Below are 19,027 nucleotides of genomic sequence, written 5' to 3' on the forward strand. Positions count from 1 at the left end.
TATAGTTATTACCGATGCTTTCATTGTTTCTAACCACTATCTAAGCAGCACGGAAAAGATAATTGCTAGGCTATTTACTAACGTTGCCAAAATAAACTCATGTGTACTCAAGAGTTGTTAAAGCTAGAGTTGTTTCAAGTATTGCCCCCAGAACGGCTAAATTGGGTGTGCGATCACGCTGAAGCTATTGACTTGAAAGCGCAAGAAGTATTAGTCCGCGAAGGTGACGCAGCGCTAGGCTTTTTGATTTTGACCAAGGGACGAATTGGGGTAACTCGCTACAGTGACGGTGTGGAAATGCCCATCGGACAGCACGAAGCACCAGCATTTTTTGGCGAAACGCAGATTCTTACAGGTGAAGTTGTCCCTGTGACGCTGCGAAGTTTTACTGATTGTCGGTTGTATCGACTCAAAGAGGAGGATTTTTTAAGCTTATTGCACGAGTGTCGCGCCTTTGAAAAAATTATCTTTCAAACTGTAACAGTGAGATCGCGCGGTTTAGAATCTTTTATCCGCAGCCGAGAAAAAATGGCAGCATTGGGAACTTTGGCGGCGGGACTTGCTCACGAACTCAACAACCCCGCCGCCGCCCTTGTCCGCGCCCTTAAAGACGTAACTCCGGCTTTGATCGAGTTGCAACGCATGAATTTGGTAACAGGACAAGCAGGGCTTAGGGAAGCAGAAATTGAGCAATGGATCGGGGAGCGCGATCGCGGTTATGAGGCAATTGTTAATAAGCTTGTCGATCCTGTAACAATAGGAGATCGTGAAGATGAGCTTTTAACTTGGCTTGAAGACTACGGGATTGAAGATGCTTGGAATTTGGCAACACCTTTAGCGGAGGCGGGAGTTGAGATTAAAACTTTAGAACAATTAACTTCTCCTTGGCGCAACGACTCTGGCGAACTGCGAGAAATGGGCGTGCGTTGGTTGGGGTTATCCTTTGAAGTCATGTCAACAATTAAAGGCGGTTTACGCAGTGCAGAACGAATTTCTGAACTGGTGCAGTCGATGAAATCTTACTCTTATCTCGACCAAGGAGCGCAACAACTTGTAGATGTACATCAAGGAATTGAAGATACAATTCGGCTGTTTTCCGGCAAGTTAAAACAAGGCATTACAGTAAAAAGGTCGTATGACGACACAGTTCCCCAAATTTTGGTGTATGGGAGTGAACTAAATCAAGTATGGACAAATCTAATTGATAATGCCATTGATGCTATGGATAACAAAGGTATTCTCGAACTAACAACCAAAAATAAAGGCGATCGCCTAGTTGTAACTATTACCGATTCAGGATCGGGAATTTCGGTGGAGATGCGATCGCGGATTTTTGAGCCATTTTTTACTACAAAACCCGTAGGTAAAGGTACAGGACTAGGTTTAGATATGGTACGGCGCATTGTCGAAAATCGACATCATGGTTCAATTTCTCTAGACTCTAACCCTGGTAGAACTACCTTTAGCGTGTGTCTGCCTTTGCATTAATAAATTTAGCTTGACACTTTTACTTAAAATTTATTAATATCAAGTTAACGTTAACGTCAATGTTGTTGACGAAGTAAAGTGACTGACAAAATGCGGATTGGAGAACTATCACAAATTGCTGGGGTAACTCCTCGAACAATTCGCTACTACGAAAACTTAGGGCTATTAAGTCCTAACGAGCGGGAAGGTAAGGGCTTTAGATATTACAGCCAAACTGAGCTTGCCAAACTGCAAAAAATTGATTGTTTAAAGTCATTAGGGCTGACACTAGAAGAAATTACCACCTTTATTGACTTGTATTTTCAAGATTCTACAGATATAAGAGGTAAACAAAAGGTACTAGAAATCCTGCAATTTCATCTCAAAGAAACCGATGAAAAGATTGCCGCCTTAGAAGATTTTCGCTCAGACTTAAAAGCAAATATCTTAAAAATTCAACAGCAAATTCAAGAACTTAGCAGCCAGTAATTTTTTTAAAAGCAAATTGACGTTAACGTTAAGATTAACAAAAGGTAAAGGATCAATGAAGGCATTTGAGATTCAAAATAGCTTTGGGTTAGATGCTCTAAAGCTAATAGAACGACCCGATCCGAGTCCAAGATACGGACAAGTGTTAATTAAATTGCGGGTAGTTTCCTTAAATTACCGAGATTTGATGGTAGTAAAGGGTTTATACAATCCCAACATACCTTTGCCTTTAATTTCTTTTTCGGACGAGGTAGGGGAAGTTGTAGCGCTGGGTGAAGGAGTAACGCGAAAAGTAGGCGATCGCGTAGCGGGGATATTTTTTCAGGAGAAGTGGGCGGCGCGGGAACTTTGAACGAGTCATTAAAAGCGGTTAATTATGGCGGACAAATTAGTTTAATTGGCGTTTTGACAAGTGGGAAAGGTGAAATTAGTACCGGAGCCATTTTGATGAAAAACGTGAGAGTGCAGGGCATTTATGTAGGCTCTAGAGAGATGTTTGAGGATATGAATAGAGCGATCGCCTTGCACAAAATTCGTCCAATATGCGACCGCGTATTTCCTTTAGAGTCTGTTAGATACGCCTTGAAATATATGGAAACTGGCGCGCACTTCGGCAAAATTTGTATTCAACTTTAATAGGAGAAAATCAATGCAACAACGTAAACTAGGCAACCAAGGATTAACCGTATCTGAACTAGGACTTGGATGTATGGGAATGTCAGAGTTTTACGGAAAGGGAGACGAAACCGAATCAATAGCGACAATTCACCGGGCTTTGGAACTAGGAGTAACCTTTTTAGATACAGCAGATATGTATGGAAGGGGTGAAAACGAGGAACTGGTAGGGAGAGCGATCGCGCAGCATCGAGAGCAAGTAATAATAGCAACAAAATTCGGCATCCAGCGCGGCGAAGACAATAGTTTTAGGGGAATTAGCGGTAGTCCTGAGTACGTCCGCAGCGCTTGCGAAGCATCCTTGAAACGGTTGAATACTGATTATATAGACTTGTATTACCAACACCGAGTAGATCCCAAAGTGCCGATAGAGGAAACCGTAGGGGCAATGGCGGAACTTGTACAGCAAGGAAAAGTACGTTACATCGGCTTATCGGAAGCCAGCGCCGCCACAATTAGACGGGCTGCAAAGGTACATCCAATTAGTGCATTGCAGTCTGAGTATTCGTTATGGAGTAGAGATATAGAAGATGAAATTATCCCAACAATTGCGAAATTGGGAATTGGGTTAGTAGCTTATAGTCCGTTAGGGAGAGGATTCCTGTCAGGAACAGTTACGAAAGTGGATGATTTAGCCGCCGATGACTACCGGAGAAATTCGCCCAGATTTCAGGGAGAAAACTTCGACAAAAACTTGCAATTAGTAGAACGAGTAAAAGAGATAGCTAGTTCAAAAGGAGTAACCCCAGGACAACTAGCATTAGCGTGGTTGCTGGCAAAAAGTGATGAGATTATTCCCATTCCCGGAACAAAACGCCGAACTTATTTAGAAGAAAACGTAGCCACCACTGAAATTAAACTTACAGAAGGCGAGTTGCAGAATTTAGAAGAAGTAGCACCAAAAAATAGTGTAATGGGCGATCGCTACTCAGACATGAGCGCAGTAAACGGCTAAACCCTTAAAACCAGACTTACCAAAAACTTGTTGATGTACCGAGAAAGAGGTCTATTGCCGAAAGCTACCGTACCCCAAGAAAAGACCCTTTTGCAGGGGGTTTGGGGGAGGTAAGCCGTCCCCCAATGGGGGGTCTGCCCCCCAAACCCCCCATATTCGGTTTTTCTTAAGACAAGCCTAATAAAACAAAGATCCCAACCAGAAAAAGAACAATGACACACCTATTCGCTCCTTACCAAATCGAAGACATCACCCTCCGCAACCGCATCGGAGTTTCCCCAATGTGCCAATACAGTTCTATTGACGGCGTAGCAACCGATTGGCACTTAGTAAACCTAGGTTCTCGCGCCGTAGGCGGAGCGGGACTAATCATCGCCGAAGCCACCGCCGTAGAACCAAGAGGGAGAATATCCCCAAAAGACGCAGGAATCTGGGCAGACAAACACATAGAACCACTGTACCGCATCAATAAATTTGTTAAAGACCAAGGAGCCGTACCAGCAATTCAAATCGCTCACGCCGGGAGAAAAGCCAGCACCGCCCTCAAGAAGGCAGCCAATCGCTCAAAGACGACGAAGGCTGGGAAACCATCGCCCCAGTGCGATCGCCATTGGAGATGAAGTATAGCGTACTCCAAAAGAAATGACTCGCGAAGATATTAAAGACGTACAAAACGCCTTTCGTGCCTCCACCGTGCGGAGTTTAGAAGCAGGCTACGAGTGGTTAGAACTGCATTTCGCGCACGGCTACTTGGGACACAGCTTTTACTCACCGCTATCAAGCAAACGCACCGACGAATACGGCGGTAGTTTTGAAAACAGAATTCAGTTTATTATCGAAACTACCCGCGCCGCCAGAGAAGTTTGGCCCGAAAGATTGCCATTTACCGCAAGGTTATCTTGTTCCGATTGGGTAGAAGGTGCTGGACAATAGAAGACTCGGTAGAACTATCTAAAAAGCTCAAAGCCGAAGGCGTAGACTTAATTGATTGCAGTTCCGGCTTTAACACTCCCGACTACAAAAACTATCCTTTTGGACCCGATTGGCAAGTACCTTTTGCTGAAAAAGTCCGCACCCAAGCCCAAATAGCCACCGCCGCCGTAGGTTCGATTATTGAAGCCACCCAGGCTGAGCAAATTGTGCAAAACCAGCAGGCGGATAGTGTACTTTTAGCAACTCAAATGCTCCGCGATCCTTATTAGTCATACCATGCAGCTTTAAAACTGCAACCCAAAGATACAGCTAAAGCTATATTACCCGTTCAATACGGAGGTAGAGTGTAAAGCCAGATTGTTGGCAATACAACCACTATTGCCAACAATTTTTTCCCTATAAATTCCATCTTGAGGAAGTATCTTGCATGAAAGGATGTTGAATTGCTAATTATCTGTAAAGATCGTAGTGTGTGGCGCAAACTTAAAAATTGTCAATTTCTATCTTTTAAAATCTTCCTTCTCGCACCTACGAACTAAACTAATATGCACTCGAACTCCTTAAAAGTATTTGACAGTCTACCAATAACTTTAGAGCCAATACCAAAAGATCCTATTGACATCCAACCTAATACCGACTTTCTGCAACCTACGCCCAGCGCCAATATTGAAAATGCTCCCTATTCAGGACAGCGTTGCATCCTATTACCTAGCCAGAAAATAGACGCTCTTAGACAAACCTTTGAAAAACACCAACACCAGCGCCAGTTAGTAATTCTCCAAGATTTTCCCGATCCTGACGCTCTATCCTGCGCTTGGGCGTATCAACTAATCGCCGAGCAATACGATATTCAGTGCGATATTGTTTATGCAGGTACTTTGAGCCATCAAGAAAATATTGCCTTAGTAAAACTTACAGGTTTACCCGCCCAACGGTGGACGCTACAAAACGCTAAAAGCAAAGACTTATCGGTTTATAGTGGTTATGCGCTCATTGATAACCAGGGAACAACCAGCCAATTAATGCCCTTAGTGCAAGAAGCGCAAATTCCTTTAGTAGTATTAGTAGATCACCATAGTTTGCAAGGCGAACTAAAAGCAGAGTTTAGCGACTTGCGCCCCTCAATTAGAGCTACTGCAACGATTTTTACTCAATACTTACAAGCTGGATTGCTGACTTTAGACAATAGTATAAGCAATCATGTTAAATGTGCTACAGCTTTAATGCACGGTTTGCGCTCAGATACTAATCGATTAATGCAAGCGCAAGAAGAAGATTTTTTAGCCGCAGGTTATTTAAGTAGGTTTTATGACTCTCAATTGCTTAACGCCGTACTCCAAGCAAATCGCTCTAAACGAGTAATGGATGTAATTGAGCGCAGTTTGAAAAATCGGATTGTGCAAAATAACTTTTCTATTGCTGGAGTTGGTTACTTACGCTACGAAGACCGCGATGCAATTCCCCAAGCGGCGGACTTTTTAGTTACTGAAGAAAACGTCCACACGGCGGTAGTTTTTGGGATTGTTCACGATGAAGATGAGGAATTAGAAGTCGTAATTGGTTCTTTGCGAACTACTAAGCTAACCCTCGATCCTGATGAATTTATCAAAGAAGCTTTTGGACAAGACAGTCAAGGGCGCTTTTTTGGGGGTGGACGTACTGGCGCTGGCGGGTTTGAAATTCCGATGGGTTTTTTGTCCGGCTTTAATGAAAATTCTGCCTATGCCCGGATGAAGTGGGAAGTGTTTGACGCTCAAATTAAGCAAAAACTTTTGCGGTTAGTTAGTCCCAGAGATAACCCCATTCAAACCGAGTAAATGGAACTGTACTTAATTCGTCATGGTATAGCCCAAGCAAGAGACTTGGCAATTACTGATGACGATCGCACTTTAACAAAAGTCGGGCAAGATAAAACAAAAGAAGTAGCTAAACGCTTGTATAACTTGGGTTTGCGCTTTGATCTAATTTTGACAAGTCCCCTTGTGCGATCGCATCAAACAGCAGAAATTTTCACAGTGCAACTATCTAGCCAATTGCAAGTATCTACCGAACTTGCGCCTAATGGAAACATTCATGCTTGGCTCAATTGGCTAGAACAACAAAACTATCCACCTAATAGCAAATTAGCCCTAATTGGTCATCAACCAAACTTGGGAGAATGGGCATCAATGCTTGTTTGGGGTGAAGCTAAGGAAGCATTAATTTTAAAAAAAGCTGGAATTATTGGTATAAATTTACCAACTATGCGATCGCCTATCGGTCAAAGTCAAATGTTTTTGCTGATACCACCTAAATTTCTGGTTGCTAATTAAATACAGGAATTTTAATGTAGAGACGTTGCACTGCAACGTCTCTACAGGTTTTTAAACTCATTTATCTAAATTAATCTGCAACAACGGTGTAGTAGTTGTATTCTCTACTGTAGCCGCTTGACTGGGGGCTTGAGTACGCTGCTGTTGCTTTTTTCTAAACTCCGTCGCTGCATCATTTAAACTTTGATTTTTATCAGTGTTAAATTCCTCAGCGCTGCGAGAATTTCCTAGTTGAGCGCGATGAATCAAGTCAAACAAGCTTCCTGTCGGATTATCATTTCTAGAGGAAAAAGGATCGCCCTGTTGGGGTTGAAAGTCTTGTAAAGGATTGACATCTGTAGATTGCGCTTTTGCTAATTGGGGAATTAGTAAGGAAAAAAGGCTCATAGAGGCTAAGGTTGTAAAAATGAACTTTTGGGGTGATTTAACTGTAATTTTCATAGGTTTTTAGAAGGTTGTTAAGAAAGTGATTTCTTTAATAGAGGTTGAATGCTAATTAACGCTACAAAACTAAAGCCTAACAAAACTAGCATCGCCCCGCCAAAGCTAACCGCGCCCCAAGGAGCTTGCATTACTATACTAGCCAAAGACCAATCGCTATTTAGATATAAGTAACGAATCGGCTCAATGGCATAACTCAGGGGGTTCAAACTTGCGACTACCTGCAACCATTGAGGCATAAAGGATAAAGGCGCAAGGGCGGTACTGGCAAATAATAAAGGTAAATTCGTTACAAAAATAACAGCAATTAGTTCAATATGTCCGGGTAAAGCAAAAGCTAACCCTAAGCTAATCGCCGTCACCCCTAGAGCTAGTAAAAAGACAATTAAGGCGATCGCACTTAACCCAGCTATATTCGGCAAACCCGCCCCCAACAAGGCTGCTGCACCAACAATTACCGCCGCTTGTAATAAGCTTTGACTAACAATAAATAAAGCTGAAGCCAGAACAATTGAGTACCTAGAAGCAAGTGGCGCAACTAATAGACGGTTTAAAAAGCCAAATTCGCGGTCAAACATTATAGGCAAACCCGCGTTTAAAGCCCCTGCAAAAGCCGTAAACACAATTACCCCCGCACCGAGAAATTGCCCGTAACTGTGACTATTACCAAATAATCCCGATGGTGCGTTTTGAAATAGCGCCCCAAATAAAACCAGCCACATTACAGGCTGAATAATTCCAGCCACTAAAGTTGATGGGCGACGCTGCAATTGAATAAATAAGCGCCGAGTTAAAGCTAAAGTTTCTTGAACCAAATCCGCCAACCCGTTACGGCTAGAAGTGTCTATTTGATAAAATGCTCCTGGTTGAGCAATTGTTTGAGGTTTGGGAGGTGTAATCGTACTACTCATTTTTATTTATCTCTTTACGTTGGAAAAACTTTTATCATCTACTTCATATTTTGCTTGCGCTCTGCCTTTAAATCCCGACTACCAGCCGCCGCAAGCTCTGCATCCATCAACGTGCGCCCCGTAGCAGCTAAGTAGACATCATCTAAACTTGGGCGCGACTGGGCAATGCCAAAAGTAGGTAAACCCGCCTCAATCAGCGATTTTTGAATGCTACTTAGCGCGTCCGATTGAGGTGTAACCACTAGGTTTAAGGAATTACCTTGAGCGCTATTAATTATTACTTCTTGCACAAAAGGCAAAGCTTGCAATAAATCCTTAGCTTTTTCAGCTTCAGGATTTGAGGAAAACTCTCGGATGCGGAGGGTTATGCGATCGCCTCCTAATTTATCTTTTAACTCTGTGGGCGTTCCTGCCGCAATCACTACACCGCGATCGATAATGGCTACTTTGTCGGCTAAAGCGTCAATTTCTTCTAAATAGTGACTGGTAATTAATACTGTAGTTCCGGCGGCTTTGAGTTGGCGCAAAAAGTCCCACACTACAAAACGGCTTTCAATATCTAATCCTACAGTGGGTTCATCCAATACTAAAACATCGGGGGCGTGAAGCAATCCGGCGGCTAAATCTATCCGCTTTTTTACTCCACCAGAATAAGTACCAGTACGTTTATCTGCCCATTCCGCTAAACCTAATAAGCCAATTACGTCATTAATGCGCCCTTTGGCGGCATTATTGGGCAAATGATACAGCGATGCTTGCAACTGCAAGAGTTCTCGCCCTGTGAGTACCTTATCTAAAGCTACTTCTTGAGCTACATAACCTAATTTTTGTCGGGCAATTCTCGGATAATCGACAACGGAAACACCTGATACTTCAACCTTTCCTGCGTCTGGGGTAGATAAAGTACACAATACGCGCAAAGTCGTCGTTTTTCCGGCTCCATTTGGCCCTAAAAGCCCAAATATTTCCCCTGGCTCAATTTGCAATGAAACATTTTTAACTGCTTCTACCGAGCCATAGCTTTTTTGTAAGTTTTCAATTAAAACGGCGGGAGCCATCAGCTTTTCTCCCCAAATATACATTTCTAAACAATTTCTATTTTAACGATCAAAGAGATTAGAGGTGCGACTTCTCATGACGAATTTAGATTTAGGATCGGGGCAACGGCATAAACAATTGGTGACTTATTTGACTATTTTTACATTCTATTGATAGGTCTGTGGGCTATCTTAGTTTGGGTTAAAATGGAACGATTAGTAACATATCTCGAATGAGTGAAACCGTCTACATCGAAACCAGTATAGTTGGTTACTTGACAGCTAGACCTAATAACAACTCGCGACTCATGGCAAACTTGGAGATTACCCAGGAATGGTGGAACACTCGCCGAGAACAATTTGCTCTTTACATCTCCCAAGTGGTGTTAGAAGAAGTGGCTAGAGGAGATGCGGAGATAGCAAGTAAGCGGATGGATATCTTGCGTGACTTTCCATTGCTTGAAGTCAACCAAAGCGTTCAAAGTCTAGCAACTCTGTTTCTTGGAAAAACTAATCTTCCTGCTAAAGCTAGTGATGATGCGCTTCATATTGCAGTAGCGACATTTTACGGGCTAGATTATCTTCTAACTTGGAACTGCAAACATATTGCTAACGCTCAAATTCAAAAGAAACTCGCTCAAATTAGTATTGAAGCAGGGTATGAGTTGCCGACTATTTGTACACCCTATGAACTAATGGGATAGCTATGTGGAAAGATGAAGTTCTTGAGGAAATTTACATAATTCGAGAAGAACACGCCAAGTTTTTTAACTATGATTTGCAGGCAATTTGCGATGATCTGCGGAAAAAGCAAGCGAATAACGGCAGACAGATGATTTCAGCGCCGCTCAAGTCTCGCGGTCAGTTGCATAACAAATCTTTGAAGCCGTCCTTGTAGAGGTTATTGGGATTTCCCAAGTTTAATAGCTACGGTCAAAGCTGAACTAAAATAGTTTTTGCTCCCCAATATTTGAAAGTTACATTTTGATTAAGCGATCGCACTTCTAAATTAAAAGCGCGATCGCATCTCTACTTACAAACCCGTTGCTACAGCGTTAACTATGGTTCGAGTAAAAGGTAATGAGTCAACAATCATCGCCGCGCAAAGAGCCATCATGTAGATAATTGAGTAAAAAAACAAACTTCTAGCTAATTCTTTACTATCTGGTTCACGCCCAAGCGCCCAAGCTTTTTTGATAAAAATAGTTGCCAAAAGTGCCGCCAAAGCGCCGTAAACTATCCCAGAAACATTTAAGGGGTAGATAAGCAAAAACGTAGAAGGGATGAGAACTAAGGTATAAAGCCAAATTTGCTTAGTAGTAGCTTCATTACCCGCAACTACAGGAAGCATTGGTACGCCCACTTTGGCATAGTCATCGCGAATCATTAAAGCCAGCGCCCAGAAATGGGGCGGAGTCCACAAAAACACGATCGCAAATATTACCCAAGCCGCCCAACTCAATGTGCCTGTAACCGCCGCCCAACCTACCAGTGCTGGTATTGCCCCCGCAGCGCCACCAATAACAATGTTTTGGCTGGTATGGCGTTTGAGCAAATGGGTGTAAATAGCCACATAGAAGACGATGCCAGACATCGCTAATAAAGCGCTCAGCAAGTTAGCAAAGACGGTTAATAGAGTGAAAGAGAGAATGGTAAGAGCGATTGCAAATATCAACGCATCGCGCGGCTGTACTTTACCTGATGGCAAAGGACGATGGCGAGTACGTTCCATAGCATAATCAATATCGCGATCGTAAATGCAATTAATTGTTTGGGCTGCCGCCGCAGCTAATGTACCACCACTAAGAGTTACTAACAGCAATAGAGGATCTACTTGTCCAGAGCTTGCAATCCACATACTACTAGCGGTCGTAATTAACAATAGCGGGATAATTCTCGGCTTTGTCAACTGGTAGTAACTGCGAACAACTTCGGCAAAATTTTCATGGCGGCGAGAAATGCTAGTCCCGATCATGCTTACACTCAATCCTTAATCATTGAAACAACAAATATCTAAATTAGCGTGCTGCTAAAAAAGCGCGAAGCCCGGTTATGGGCGCACTAGCGCTATCGCGCCATCCCAAAACTGTAAAAATAACAAGAGAGCCTAGTAATGCTGCTCCTACAGCTTGATGAGCTACAGTAAGCGGCTCTATTTGCAGGTGTAAGCGCAAGGTAGCAATCCCTAACAAAATTTGCAATAGTAATAACCCACCCGTCATATTAGCCAACAGCCGTAAAGTGGGGTGCAAAGCCGGAGTCCGCCAAGACATCCACACTACAGCAATAATTGCCAAACTAGGCAATACTACAAAGCCGATATGACTGTACATAACACTGCATAAAGCTTTAACTGTCAAACACTGATGCAGCGCCCACCGCGACGCAACCAACGCGCCAAGCAAGCTTTGCAAATACACCAAAATCGCCGCCGTTAAGCCCAGCCAAGGCAATTTACCCGCCGTTCCTGTTCCCTGATACGGAGTCAGCGCCGTACCCATAACTAACAGGGTGCTAAAAAATAATAATGCCGTGCCTAGATGAGCCGTTACGATATCAAAACGTAGTAATTGCGTAACTGTTAAGCCACCGAGTACGCCTTGAAACATAATTAAACCTAAAGCAAAAGTAGCCGCCCAAGGTAGCCAACCGGGTAATTGACGGCGATTCCACCAACAAATAACGCTTAAAGAAAGCGCGCCAACTCCAATTAGCGCCGCATCTAAGCGATGAAACCACTCTAAAAATACTTGCAGATTCATTTGCGCTCTTGGTACGAGCGTACCGTAACACAACGGCCAATCAGGACAAGCCAAACCTGCATTCATCACGCGGGTAGTGCTACCAATTGCCATCAAAATTAGAGTAGCAATACACAGTTTCCATACCCAGCGCCGAATTCGATCTTGAGGCGCTGAATGTTTCTGCGCCTTAGCGCTGGTTTGCGGAACAATAAATTCTGTCATGGACGATACCTTATGCCCATCTGTATAAGCCATTAAAGTTTACGTTCTTGTGAGTGCTGGCTTTCTTCCACCCTAGCGCATAGTCTTTAGACAGAAAAATTTATTCCGGCTTAGACTAACTCCAAAGCTTTTCTTTACAACTATTGGGGATTTTTTTATTTGATGTTTACCTAGGTAAACATTACAATATTTACGTTTCTTAACAATAGCTCAAAGCAAGAGTTAGTAGGAAGGGTAAAAAAAAAGAGCAGCGATCCTAAAGAAAATCAGGAGAAAGTATTGTAACTAACTCATTAAGCCGATTAGCTGCATTAACGTGGTAGGTGAGTAAGACTAGAAATAGTAATAAATTCATAAACATAAACAGACCCGTGAAAATCCCAGGTTCTATTTGGACTTTACTAATCGGTATCGTACTGACCTTATTCAGCCTTTGGTACGGTCAAAATCATGGACTACTGCCAGTTGCTGCCACCGATGAAGCTGTACTGGTAGACGGTTTGTTTAATACGATGATGACGGTATCCATCGGGCTATTTTTGCTAGTGGAAGGCATTTTAATTTATTCAGCGTTTAAGTTTCGCCATCGTCAGGGTGACAACACCGACGCAGCACCAGTATTTGGCAACGTACCTTTAGAAATTCTCTGGACGGCTATACCAGCAATTGTTGTGCTAGGAATTTCAATTTATAGTTTTGATGTTTACAACTCTATTGGTGGGTTCGATCCTCACGATATGCACGGAGCGAATCCGCCTCAAGCGGTGAAAATGCCCGGAAGTGCGATCGCAGCAACTTTGAGCGACAGCAATATTGCTCAAGCGCCGAACCTCAATCAGCAAAAGTCTGACGCGGCGATGCAAGACCCAGCAACGGCGGCTGTCCGCAATGCTGACCAAATTCCCCAAAAAAATGATGCCCCAGGTTTAGGGATTGTTTCGCCAACTCTTGGCGCAAGCAAGAATGCAGAAGGTAACTCACCAGAATTTGCAGTAAACATTACTGCGATGCAATACGCTTGGATTTTTACTTATCCTGATACGGGAATTGTTGCTAGCGAACTGCACGTACCAACAGGGCGACAAGTAGTCGCCAACATGACCGCCAACGATGTAATTCATGCGTTTTGGGTTCCAGAATTTCGTTTAAAGCAAGATGTGATCCCCGGTCGTCAAACCACCGTTCGTTTTACTCCCCGGACTGAAGGCACTTATCCTTTAATTTGTGCGGAATTATGCGGCCCCTATCATGGTGCAATGAATACAAAAGTAATTGTAGAACCGCAACAAGCTTTTGATCAGTGGGTACAAGAGCAACAAGTAGCCCAAGCTGATACATTGAATAGTGCGATCGCGCTTAGTCCTACAGACAAATCACCCAACGACTTTCTAGCACCTTATACTAGCGACTTGGGTATCAATTCCCAGATGCTAAACCAAGTTTCTAGCCATCACCATTAAGAAAAATTTGCCCTAAATCTCTTTCCCTAATTTCTATGACTCAAGCACAGTTACAAGAAAGAGCTAATATCCCCGCTCATAACGACGATCCCGCTAATAGAAATTGGCGCGTTTTCTTTACCTTCAATACCGACCACAAAGTAATTGGCATTCAGTACATTGTTACAACGTTTGTTTTTTACTGTATTGGTGGAGTTTTGGCGGATTTAGTTCGCACCGAACTAAAAACTCCAGACCTTGATTTTGTCAGCGCCGAAGTGTACAACAGCTTGTTTACACTCCACGCCACAGTAATGATTTTTCTGTGGATTGTTCCGGCGGGAGCAGGATTTGCCAACTACTTGATCCCGCTCATGATTGGGGCTAGAGATATGGCATTTCCAAAGTTAAACGCTGTAGCTTTTTGGATGATTCCTCCGGCGGGATTATTGCTAATGGCGAGTTTAGCTATTGGCGATGCGCCCGACGCGGGTTGGACTTCTTACCCACCTTTGAGCCTAGTAACAGGACAAGTAGGCGAAGGCATCTGGATTATGAGCTTGCTACTATTGGGGACATCCTCAATTTTGGGCGCGTTAAACTTCCTAGTTACTTTGCTGAAAATGCGGACACCAGGAATGGGAGTGTTTCAAATGCCCTTATTTTGTTGGGCAATGTTTTCTACTTCTGCCTTAGTTTTGGTGTCAACTCCGGTACTAGCAGGCGCTTTAATCTTGTTAGCCTTTGACTTGCTGGCGGGGACGATGTTTTTTAACCCGACTGGTGGCGGCGACCCGGTAGTATACCAACATATGTTTTGGTTCTACTCTCACCCCGCCGTTTACATCATGATTTTGCCATTTTTTGGGGTAATTTCTGAAGTTATACCAGTACACGCGCGTAAACCCGTATTTGGCTACAAAGCGATCGCCTATTCTAGTTTAGCAATTAGCTTTTTGGGCTTAATTGTCTGGGCGCACCATATGTTTACTAGCGGTATCCCTGGCTGGTTGCGGATGTTTTTCATGATTACAACCATGGTTATCGCCGTACCTACAGGAATCAAAGTATTTAGCTGGTTAGCAACTCTATGGGGCGGCAAACTGCGCTTAAATAGTGCTTTATTGTTTGCAATGGGTTTTGTAGGAACCTTTGTAGTTGGTGGAATTAGTGGCGTAATGTTAGCGTCTGTACCGTTTGATATCCACGTCCACGATACTTATTTTGTAGTAGCTCACCTGCACTATGTACTGTTTGGCGGTAGTGTACTAGGCATCTTTTCGGGCTATTACCACTGGTTTCCCAAGGTAACAGGGCGGATGATTAACGAATTTTGGGGTAAAGTTCATTTTGCCCTAACAATCGTCGGTCTTAACCTTGCCTTTTTACCGATGCACAAATTAGGCATGATGGGCATGAACCGCAGAATTGCCATGTACGATCCTAAGTTCGAGACGCTGAACTTTATTTGTACAATGGGCGCGTACTTGCTGGCAATTTCGACTTTCCCCTTCATAATCAATGCAATTTGGAGTTGGCATTACGGGCCAAAAGCTGGCGATAATCCTTGGGAAGCCTTAACCTTGGAATGGATGACAACTTCACCCCCGGCTATTGAAAATTTTGATAAATTGCCTGTATTAGCAACCGGCCCTTACGACTACGGTATGAATAACAAAAAAGCCGTAGACGTACCGTTAGCCGATGAGCGAGAGCCAGTCTTAGCGGCGGGACCAACCTCCGTACTACGAGCCGAGCCTGACCCCTCTGTTGCTGCAAATCCAGAAGACCGCAAATAAATAAAGGCTAAAAGATGATGTTTCCTTAAAAACTCATCTTTTAGCTTTTGACTTAATTACTTTATTCTGTAAAAGATTCATGCAAACTCAAACTATAGATCCAGCTAAGACGGCGCTCAACCATCACCCTACGGCGGAAGTAGCAGGTCATCATGAAGAACATCCTGACCACCGCATTTTTGGCTTAATTGTATTTTTAGTCGCAGAAGGGATGATTTTTCTGGGAATGTTTGGCGCTTACCTAGCTTTTCGGTCTGTATTACCTAGTTGGCCACCGGAAGGAACACCCCGGCTAGAATTGTTGCTACCCGGAGTCAACACTGTCTTGCTAATTTCTAGCAGCTTTGTCATGCACAATGCTGATGTGGCGGTGAAGAAAAAAGACGTTAAAGGAATGCAAAAATGGTTGGCGATTACCGCCGCTATGGGAGCAATTTTCTTAGTTGGGCAACTTTACGAGTACAGCCATTTAGAATTTACTTTAACAACAAACTTGTTTGCTAGTGCCTTTTACGTGCTAACAGGTTTTCACGGATTGCACGTATTTATCGGAGTTACAGCAATTGTTGCCGTATTGTGGCGCAGTCGCACTGCTGGACATTACAGCAGCGAAAAGCACTTTGGCGTAGAAGCTGCCGAAATTTACTGGCACTTTGTAGACATAGTTTGGATTATTTTGTTTGGGTTGTTGTACTTGCTTTAAGTTTTTTACTAGCCATAACAAAAGCCTCCAACTGGAGGCTTTTTTAAATGCGCGATTACTTTTTATAGTAATTATTAGGTTAAAGGCGATCGCTTGAATACTTCAAGGTCTATTAACGAATTTTTCCGTATAGTGAGAAAATAAGATGGAAAGCTAATATAATCTCCATGCCCAGGAAGATTCGAGAGTTAAAATCTCAGATTGCGCGTGAAGGATTTATTTACTTGCCCAAACGTGGCAAAGGTAGCCATGAGCGTTGGCAGCATCCTCTACTAGGAAAAACACTGACAATCTCTGGCAAAGATGGAGATGATGTGCCACTCTACTTATAAAAACAAATAGCAAATTTACTTGCGGCACTGGAATTAAGGGAGGACGAGGATTTATGAATCGGTACAGCATGATTGTTCAATGGTCTGATGAAGATCGGCTTTTCCTAGTTACGATTCCAGAATTTGCCAATCTTGTTGTCATGCCTTGTACTCATGGTAAAAATCGTGAGGAGGCAATTCGTAATGGTGAAGAAATTATTGAAATGTATCTGGAAGCTTGGCAAGCAGAAGGCAAAACTGTTCCTGAACCTAGGACACTTCAGATTGCCTAATGGTTGCAGTTAATTTAATAAATATAGAAAAATTAGCAATGCGCTGAGAGGAGAAGTGCAAAGTGTTTTTGTAATTGTGATTATTTGAAAAGCGATCGCCTGAACACTTCAAACTCTACTAAAGAATTTTTCCGTATAATACCCTTTACAGGGTAGATACACAGAAAACTTCTGTATAGTTTCCAAATAATGTTATTCTCCCGTTTCACTAGCTTGATTAACGAAAAAGCGAGTCACTATTTGGTTCAGCAGATCATGAGGATTGGAGTTAGTATTAGCTGCAACCTGTCTTAATCTAGAAATGTTATCTGAAGATAGACGCAGCGGAGCAAACTGTTCAGGAAAAGCCCAACTGCATATCTCGCACTCTAACTGGCATCCACGACATGATGTACTTTTGAAATTGTTGCACTCATCACAGAGAGGTTGCCAATTACTGAGTTCGTTCCCTCCACCTCTGGTACGCGGCACCTTATGATCCTGCTGAAATCGAACTTCTGGCTCCGATCTGCTACATACTGGACATCTATGCTGATAAGTTTCCAGGATTTGTAGCCAATCTGTATCAGAAAGCTTAATTCGTGGAACTCTTTTTTCACTCAAGGATAGGCTCACGAGTTGGTATGTTTTACCTTCTCTGCCAATCCCAGTGATGCCTTCCTCGCCTTGCAATTCTCGCAAACGCCGAAAAACGTCTACATAGGGTTTATAGGGTTTGCTGCCTGAGTATTGATTTTTTCTAAAGCGTTCAATCGCTTCTCTTAGTTCATCCTCTTTTACACGAGGTCCTGGAATACCATGACCTGCAGGCCACAGTTCTTCCAAAAGAACTCGATAGTAAGACTTATTGGCTTCACTGGGACATACAAATTCTTGGCAAACTTCTTCAAGCCAGACTTCTCGGATAATGTTTCCTAGAACGTCCTGCTCACTAACAGGTGCAAGGGACAAAAACTTTTGCCTCCCACGGCTTTTCCGCTCAGTTGCCATTAGTTATCTCCTCGTAGTAACCAGATGGGGTCAATATCCAGCACTTTTGAGATGGCCTCAAGTTCATAATCTTTCAGAGATCTGACTTGACGCTCAATCTCTGAAATATCGGACTGTTCTAACTTGATTCCATAATCAACGTTGAGAGCCGCCGCTAATTCAACCTGGTCTAAATTGTTTTGCAGCCTGACCTGACGAATTCTTGCTCCACTAATATTCTGCTTTTCTCCCACGGTTAAAGCCTCAACCTCATAGCGAAATGTTATCTAGAAAGAAGCTTGCCGTGTAGACGAAAATCGTCTACACTAGCTTTTAATAATGAAATCACCTATGATTAGCTCCATCATTAGACCCTATATCTAGTTTTGATATGCGTGTCTCCTCCTTCTTCGCTGGCATTGGCGGTTTTTATCTTGGCTTTGAAAGAGCAGGGATGAACGTCGTGTTTCAATGTGAAATAGATCCTTTTTGTCAAAAGATCCTTAAGCGCCACTGGCCACATATTCCCTTACATGAAGACATTACGACCCTCAACCCAACAACTATCCCTGCCTCTGACTTGTGGTGTGCCGGATGGCCTTGCCAAGACCTCAGCACTGCCAACACGGATCGAACAGGACTTGCAGGAAAGCGAAGTGGTCTCTTCTTCGCGTTTATGGATTTGGTTAGAGAAATTCATCCAGCGTGGTTGGTCATGGAAAACGTGCCCGGCGTGCTCTCCGCAGAACAAGGAACCGCTCTTGAGACAGTTATCGACACGCTCGAAGAGAATGGGTATTTGGGAGGATGGGTATCGTGTAACGCTATCCATTCGGGCTTACCCCACAATCGAGACAGAGTGTTCTTTGTCGCAAGTTTTAGATCGGAACGTGCCTATCACTTCTTTGCTGACAGTAGCGAATTGTCTAGGGATACTTCGTCGAGAGAATCGAGCAAAACGCAAGCTAGATCCGATTTTCGTCAAGGCACTCTCGGAGACAATCCGCTTGTGGTACAACGTCGCGGTGGCTTCGGGTATACCATGGCAAAAAGCATCTGCCCCACGTTACGTGCCCAAACTGGAGGACATCAAGGAGGCCATTCAGACAGACCAATACTCTGTGGCGAGAAACTTGACGTGGACAGAGTGGGAGAGGCTTATGGGTTTTCCTCCCGGATGGACGGTCGTAGAGGGAGACTCCTTGGCAACGCCGTCGTCCCTGCAATCAGCGAATGGATCGGAAGACGAATCTTAGAAATTGAAATGATGTCAGATGCCAGCTAGCTAACAAGTCGATGAAACGGACGGTCGATAGATCTCGGTGAA

Annotated in this window: 25 protein-coding genes; 18 read left to right on the forward strand and 7 right to left on the reverse strand. The window is 43.4% G+C overall.

Annotated features, from left to right (window positions below):
* Positions 1-99 precede the first annotated feature (99 nt).
* The 10 genes from C7B70_RS04385 (at position 100) to sixA (ending at position 6,831) form a co-directional block, all read left to right on the forward strand.
* Positions 100-1,488 (forward strand): ATP-binding protein, encoded by a 1,389-nt coding sequence (locus C7B70_RS04385; protein WP_106367856.1) that lies wholly within the window; start codon positions 100-102, stop codon positions 1,486-1,488.
* Between the two features lie 78 nt (positions 1,489-1,566).
* Positions 1,567-1,956, forward strand: coding sequence for a MerR family transcriptional regulator (locus C7B70_RS04390; RefSeq protein ID WP_233220824.1), 390 nt, complete (start codon positions 1,567-1,569; stop codon positions 1,954-1,956).
* A 55-nt stretch (positions 1,957-2,011) separates the two neighbouring features.
* Positions 2,012-2,308 (forward strand): alcohol dehydrogenase catalytic domain-containing protein, encoded by a 297-nt coding sequence (locus C7B70_RS26820; RefSeq protein ID WP_199192049.1) that lies wholly within the window; start codon positions 2,012-2,014, stop codon positions 2,306-2,308.
* Positions 2,305-2,592, forward strand: a complete 288-nt coding sequence (locus tag C7B70_RS26825; RefSeq protein WP_199192050.1) for a zinc-binding dehydrogenase — start codon at positions 2,305-2,307, stop codon at positions 2,590-2,592. The genes C7B70_RS26820 and C7B70_RS26825 overlap by 4 nt, the downstream gene beginning before the upstream one ends.
* 13 nt (positions 2,593-2,605) lie before the next feature.
* Entirely contained in the window at positions 2,606-3,586 is a 981-nt protein-coding gene (locus C7B70_RS04400) for an aldo/keto reductase (protein WP_106367858.1), read from the forward strand.
* A 212-nt stretch (positions 3,587-3,798) separates the two neighbouring features.
* Positions 3,799-4,206, forward strand: coding sequence for a hypothetical protein (locus C7B70_RS28245; RefSeq protein ID WP_199192051.1), 408 nt, complete (start codon positions 3,799-3,801; stop codon positions 4,204-4,206).
* Positions 4,207-4,228: 22 nt separating this feature from the next.
* On the forward strand, positions 4,229-4,519 hold the full coding sequence (locus C7B70_RS28250) for a hypothetical protein (RefSeq protein ID WP_199192052.1): 291 nt from the start codon (positions 4,229-4,231) through the stop codon (positions 4,517-4,519).
* A complete protein-coding gene (locus C7B70_RS26840) occupies positions 4,495-4,788 on the forward strand; it encodes a hypothetical protein (protein ID WP_199192053.1) in 294 nt (97 codons plus the stop codon). Before C7B70_RS28250 ends, C7B70_RS26840 begins: the two co-directional genes overlap by 25 nt.
* 276 nt (positions 4,789-5,064) lie before the next feature.
* A complete protein-coding gene (locus C7B70_RS04410; protein WP_106367859.1) occupies positions 5,065-6,336 on the forward strand; it encodes a bifunctional oligoribonuclease/PAP phosphatase NrnA in 1,272 nt (423 codons plus the stop codon).
* Positions 6,337-6,831: a phosphohistidine phosphatase SixA gene (gene sixA, locus C7B70_RS04415; RefSeq protein ID WP_106367860.1), complete on the forward strand. Its 495-nt coding sequence runs from the start codon at positions 6,337-6,339 to the stop codon at positions 6,829-6,831.
* 57 nt (positions 6,832-6,888) lie between these two features.
* Here sixA and C7B70_RS04420 read toward each other — a convergent pair whose 3' ends face one another.
* From C7B70_RS04420 to C7B70_RS04430, 3 genes are read right to left on the reverse strand one after another with little or no spacing between them, the layout of a single operon-like run.
* Positions 6,889-7,272, reverse strand: coding sequence for a hypothetical protein (locus C7B70_RS04420; RefSeq protein ID WP_106367861.1), 384 nt, complete (start codon positions 7,270-7,272; stop codon positions 6,889-6,891).
* Between the two features lie 17 nt (positions 7,273-7,289).
* On the reverse strand, positions 7,290-8,183 hold the full coding sequence (locus C7B70_RS04425) for an ABC transporter permease (protein WP_106367862.1): 894 nt from the start codon (positions 8,181-8,183) through the stop codon (positions 7,290-7,292).
* A gap of 38 nt (positions 8,184-8,221) precedes the next feature.
* On the reverse strand, positions 8,222-9,241 hold the full coding sequence (locus C7B70_RS04430) for an ABC transporter ATP-binding protein (protein WP_106367923.1): 1,020 nt from the start codon (positions 9,239-9,241) through the stop codon (positions 8,222-8,224).
* Between the two features lie 212 nt (positions 9,242-9,453).
* On the opposite strand from C7B70_RS04430, the gene C7B70_RS04435 reads away from it, so the two are divergent.
* On the forward strand, positions 9,454-9,924 hold the full coding sequence (locus C7B70_RS04435) for a type II toxin-antitoxin system VapC family toxin (protein WP_106367863.1): 471 nt from the start codon (positions 9,454-9,456) through the stop codon (positions 9,922-9,924).
* Between the two features lie 2 nt (positions 9,925-9,926).
* Positions 9,927-10,118 (forward strand): hypothetical protein, encoded by a 192-nt coding sequence (locus C7B70_RS04440; RefSeq protein ID WP_106367864.1) that lies wholly within the window; start codon positions 9,927-9,929, stop codon positions 10,116-10,118.
* A gap of 135 nt (positions 10,119-10,253) precedes the next feature.
* On the opposite strand, the gene C7B70_RS04445 is transcribed toward C7B70_RS04440, so the two are convergent.
* Entirely contained in the window at positions 10,254-11,195 is a 942-nt protein-coding gene (locus C7B70_RS04445; RefSeq protein ID WP_106367865.1) for a heme o synthase, read from the reverse strand.
* A gap of 43 nt (positions 11,196-11,238) precedes the next feature.
* Positions 11,239-12,186, reverse strand: coding sequence for a heme A synthase (locus C7B70_RS04450; protein ID WP_106367866.1), 948 nt, complete (start codon positions 12,184-12,186; stop codon positions 11,239-11,241).
* A gap of 371 nt (positions 12,187-12,557) precedes the next feature.
* Here C7B70_RS04450 and C7B70_RS04455 point away from each other — a divergent pair, with 371 nt between their 5' ends.
* The 5 genes from C7B70_RS04455 (at position 12,558) to C7B70_RS04475 (ending at position 16,731) form a co-directional block, all read left to right on the forward strand.
* Positions 12,558-13,646, forward strand: a complete 1,089-nt coding sequence (locus C7B70_RS04455) for a cytochrome c oxidase subunit II (protein WP_106367867.1) — start codon at positions 12,558-12,560, stop codon at positions 13,644-13,646.
* A gap of 35 nt (positions 13,647-13,681) precedes the next feature.
* Entirely contained in the window at positions 13,682-15,424 is a 1,743-nt protein-coding gene (gene ctaD / locus C7B70_RS04460) for a cytochrome c oxidase subunit I (RefSeq protein ID WP_106367868.1), read from the forward strand.
* Between the two features lie 79 nt (positions 15,425-15,503).
* Positions 15,504-16,127 carry a heme-copper oxidase subunit III gene (locus C7B70_RS04465; protein ID WP_106367869.1) on the forward strand — a complete coding sequence of 208 codons (624 nt, stop codon included), beginning with the start codon at positions 15,504-15,506 and terminating at the stop codon, positions 16,125-16,127.
* A 167-nt stretch (positions 16,128-16,294) separates the two neighbouring features.
* Positions 16,295-16,459 (forward strand): type II toxin-antitoxin system HicA family toxin, encoded by a 165-nt coding sequence (locus C7B70_RS04470; protein WP_106367870.1) that lies wholly within the window; start codon positions 16,295-16,297, stop codon positions 16,457-16,459.
* Between the two features lie 53 nt (positions 16,460-16,512).
* A complete protein-coding gene (locus C7B70_RS04475; RefSeq protein WP_106367871.1) occupies positions 16,513-16,731 on the forward strand; it encodes a type II toxin-antitoxin system HicB family antitoxin in 219 nt (72 codons plus the stop codon).
* 192 nt (positions 16,732-16,923) lie between these two features.
* Here the strand turns inward: C7B70_RS04475 and C7B70_RS04480 are convergent, their stop codons facing one another.
* On the reverse strand, positions 16,924-17,721 hold the full coding sequence (locus tag C7B70_RS04480) for an HNH endonuclease (RefSeq protein WP_106367872.1): 798 nt from the start codon (positions 17,719-17,721) through the stop codon (positions 16,924-16,926).
* Complete coding sequence (locus tag C7B70_RS04485) at positions 17,721-17,954, reverse strand: helix-turn-helix domain-containing protein (RefSeq protein ID WP_106367873.1); 234 nt, start codon at positions 17,952-17,954, stop codon at positions 17,721-17,723. The genes C7B70_RS04480 and C7B70_RS04485 overlap by 1 nt, the downstream gene beginning before the upstream one ends.
* Positions 17,955-18,091: 137 nt before the next feature.
* Between C7B70_RS04485 and C7B70_RS04490 the strand changes: the two genes are divergently transcribed.
* Positions 18,092-18,985: a DNA cytosine methyltransferase gene (locus C7B70_RS04490; protein WP_106367874.1), complete on the forward strand. Its 894-nt coding sequence runs from the start codon at positions 18,092-18,094 to the stop codon at positions 18,983-18,985.
* Positions 18,986-19,027 lie beyond the last annotated feature (42 nt).

The organism is Chlorogloea sp. CCALA 695 (assembly GCF_003003885.1).
GTDB lineage: Bacteria > Cyanobacteriota > Cyanobacteriia > Cyanobacteriales > Chroococcidiopsidaceae > Aliterella.

What these genes read in the sequence shown, in the direction of transcription:
- C7B70_RS04385 (WP_106367856.1), top strand. Translation starts at nt 100, where the DNA reads ATGTGTACTCAAGAGTTGTTAAAGCTAGAGTTGTTTCAAGTATTGCCC.
- C7B70_RS26820 (WP_199192049.1), top strand. Translation starts at nt 2,012, where the DNA reads ATGAAGGCATTTGAGATTCAAAATAGCTTTGGGTTAGATGCTCTAAAG.
- C7B70_RS04400 (WP_106367858.1), top strand. Translation starts at nt 2,606, where the DNA reads ATGCAACAACGTAAACTAGGCAACCAAGGATTAACCGTATCTGAACTA.
- C7B70_RS28245 (WP_199192051.1), top strand. Translation starts at nt 3,799, where the DNA reads ATGACACACCTATTCGCTCCTTACCAAATCGAAGACATCACCCTCCGC.
- C7B70_RS28250 (WP_199192052.1), top strand. Translation starts at nt 4,229, where the DNA reads ATGACTCGCGAAGATATTAAAGACGTACAAAACGCCTTTCGTGCCTCC.
- C7B70_RS04410 (WP_106367859.1), top strand. Translation starts at nt 5,065, where the DNA reads ATGCACTCGAACTCCTTAAAAGTATTTGACAGTCTACCAATAACTTTA.
- sixA (WP_106367860.1), top strand. Translation starts at nt 6,337, where the DNA reads ATGGAACTGTACTTAATTCGTCATGGTATAGCCCAAGCAAGAGACTTG.
- C7B70_RS04420 (WP_106367861.1), bottom strand. Translation starts at nt 7,272, where the DNA reads ATGAAAATTACAGTTAAATCACCCCAAAAGTTCATTTTTACAACCTTA.
- C7B70_RS04425 (WP_106367862.1), bottom strand. Translation starts at nt 8,183, where the DNA reads ATGAGTAGTACGATTACACCTCCCAAACCTCAAACAATTGCTCAACCA.
- C7B70_RS04430 (WP_106367923.1), bottom strand. Translation starts at nt 9,241, where the DNA reads ATGGCTCCCGCCGTTTTAATTGAAAACTTACAAAAAAGCTATGGCTCG.
- C7B70_RS04435 (WP_106367863.1), top strand. Translation starts at nt 9,454, where the DNA reads ATGAGTGAAACCGTCTACATCGAAACCAGTATAGTTGGTTACTTGACA.
- C7B70_RS04440 (WP_106367864.1), top strand. Translation starts at nt 9,927, where the DNA reads ATGTGGAAAGATGAAGTTCTTGAGGAAATTTACATAATTCGAGAAGAA.
- C7B70_RS04445 (WP_106367865.1), bottom strand. Translation starts at nt 11,195, where the DNA reads ATGATCGGGACTAGCATTTCTCGCCGCCATGAAAATTTTGCCGAAGTT.
- C7B70_RS04450 (WP_106367866.1), bottom strand. Translation starts at nt 12,186, where the DNA reads ATGACAGAATTTATTGTTCCGCAAACCAGCGCTAAGGCGCAGAAACAT.
- ctaD (WP_106367868.1), top strand. Translation starts at nt 13,682, where the DNA reads ATGACTCAAGCACAGTTACAAGAAAGAGCTAATATCCCCGCTCATAAC.
- C7B70_RS04465 (WP_106367869.1), top strand. Translation starts at nt 15,504, where the DNA reads ATGCAAACTCAAACTATAGATCCAGCTAAGACGGCGCTCAACCATCAC.
- C7B70_RS04470 (WP_106367870.1), top strand. Translation starts at nt 16,295, where the DNA reads ATGCCCAGGAAGATTCGAGAGTTAAAATCTCAGATTGCGCGTGAAGGA.
- C7B70_RS04475 (WP_106367871.1), top strand. Translation starts at nt 16,513, where the DNA reads ATGAATCGGTACAGCATGATTGTTCAATGGTCTGATGAAGATCGGCTT.
- C7B70_RS04480 (WP_106367872.1), bottom strand. Translation starts at nt 17,721, where the DNA reads ATGGCAACTGAGCGGAAAAGCCGTGGGAGGCAAAAGTTTTTGTCCCTT.
- C7B70_RS04490 (WP_106367874.1), top strand. Translation starts at nt 18,092, where the DNA reads ATGCGTGTCTCCTCCTTCTTCGCTGGCATTGGCGGTTTTTATCTTGGC.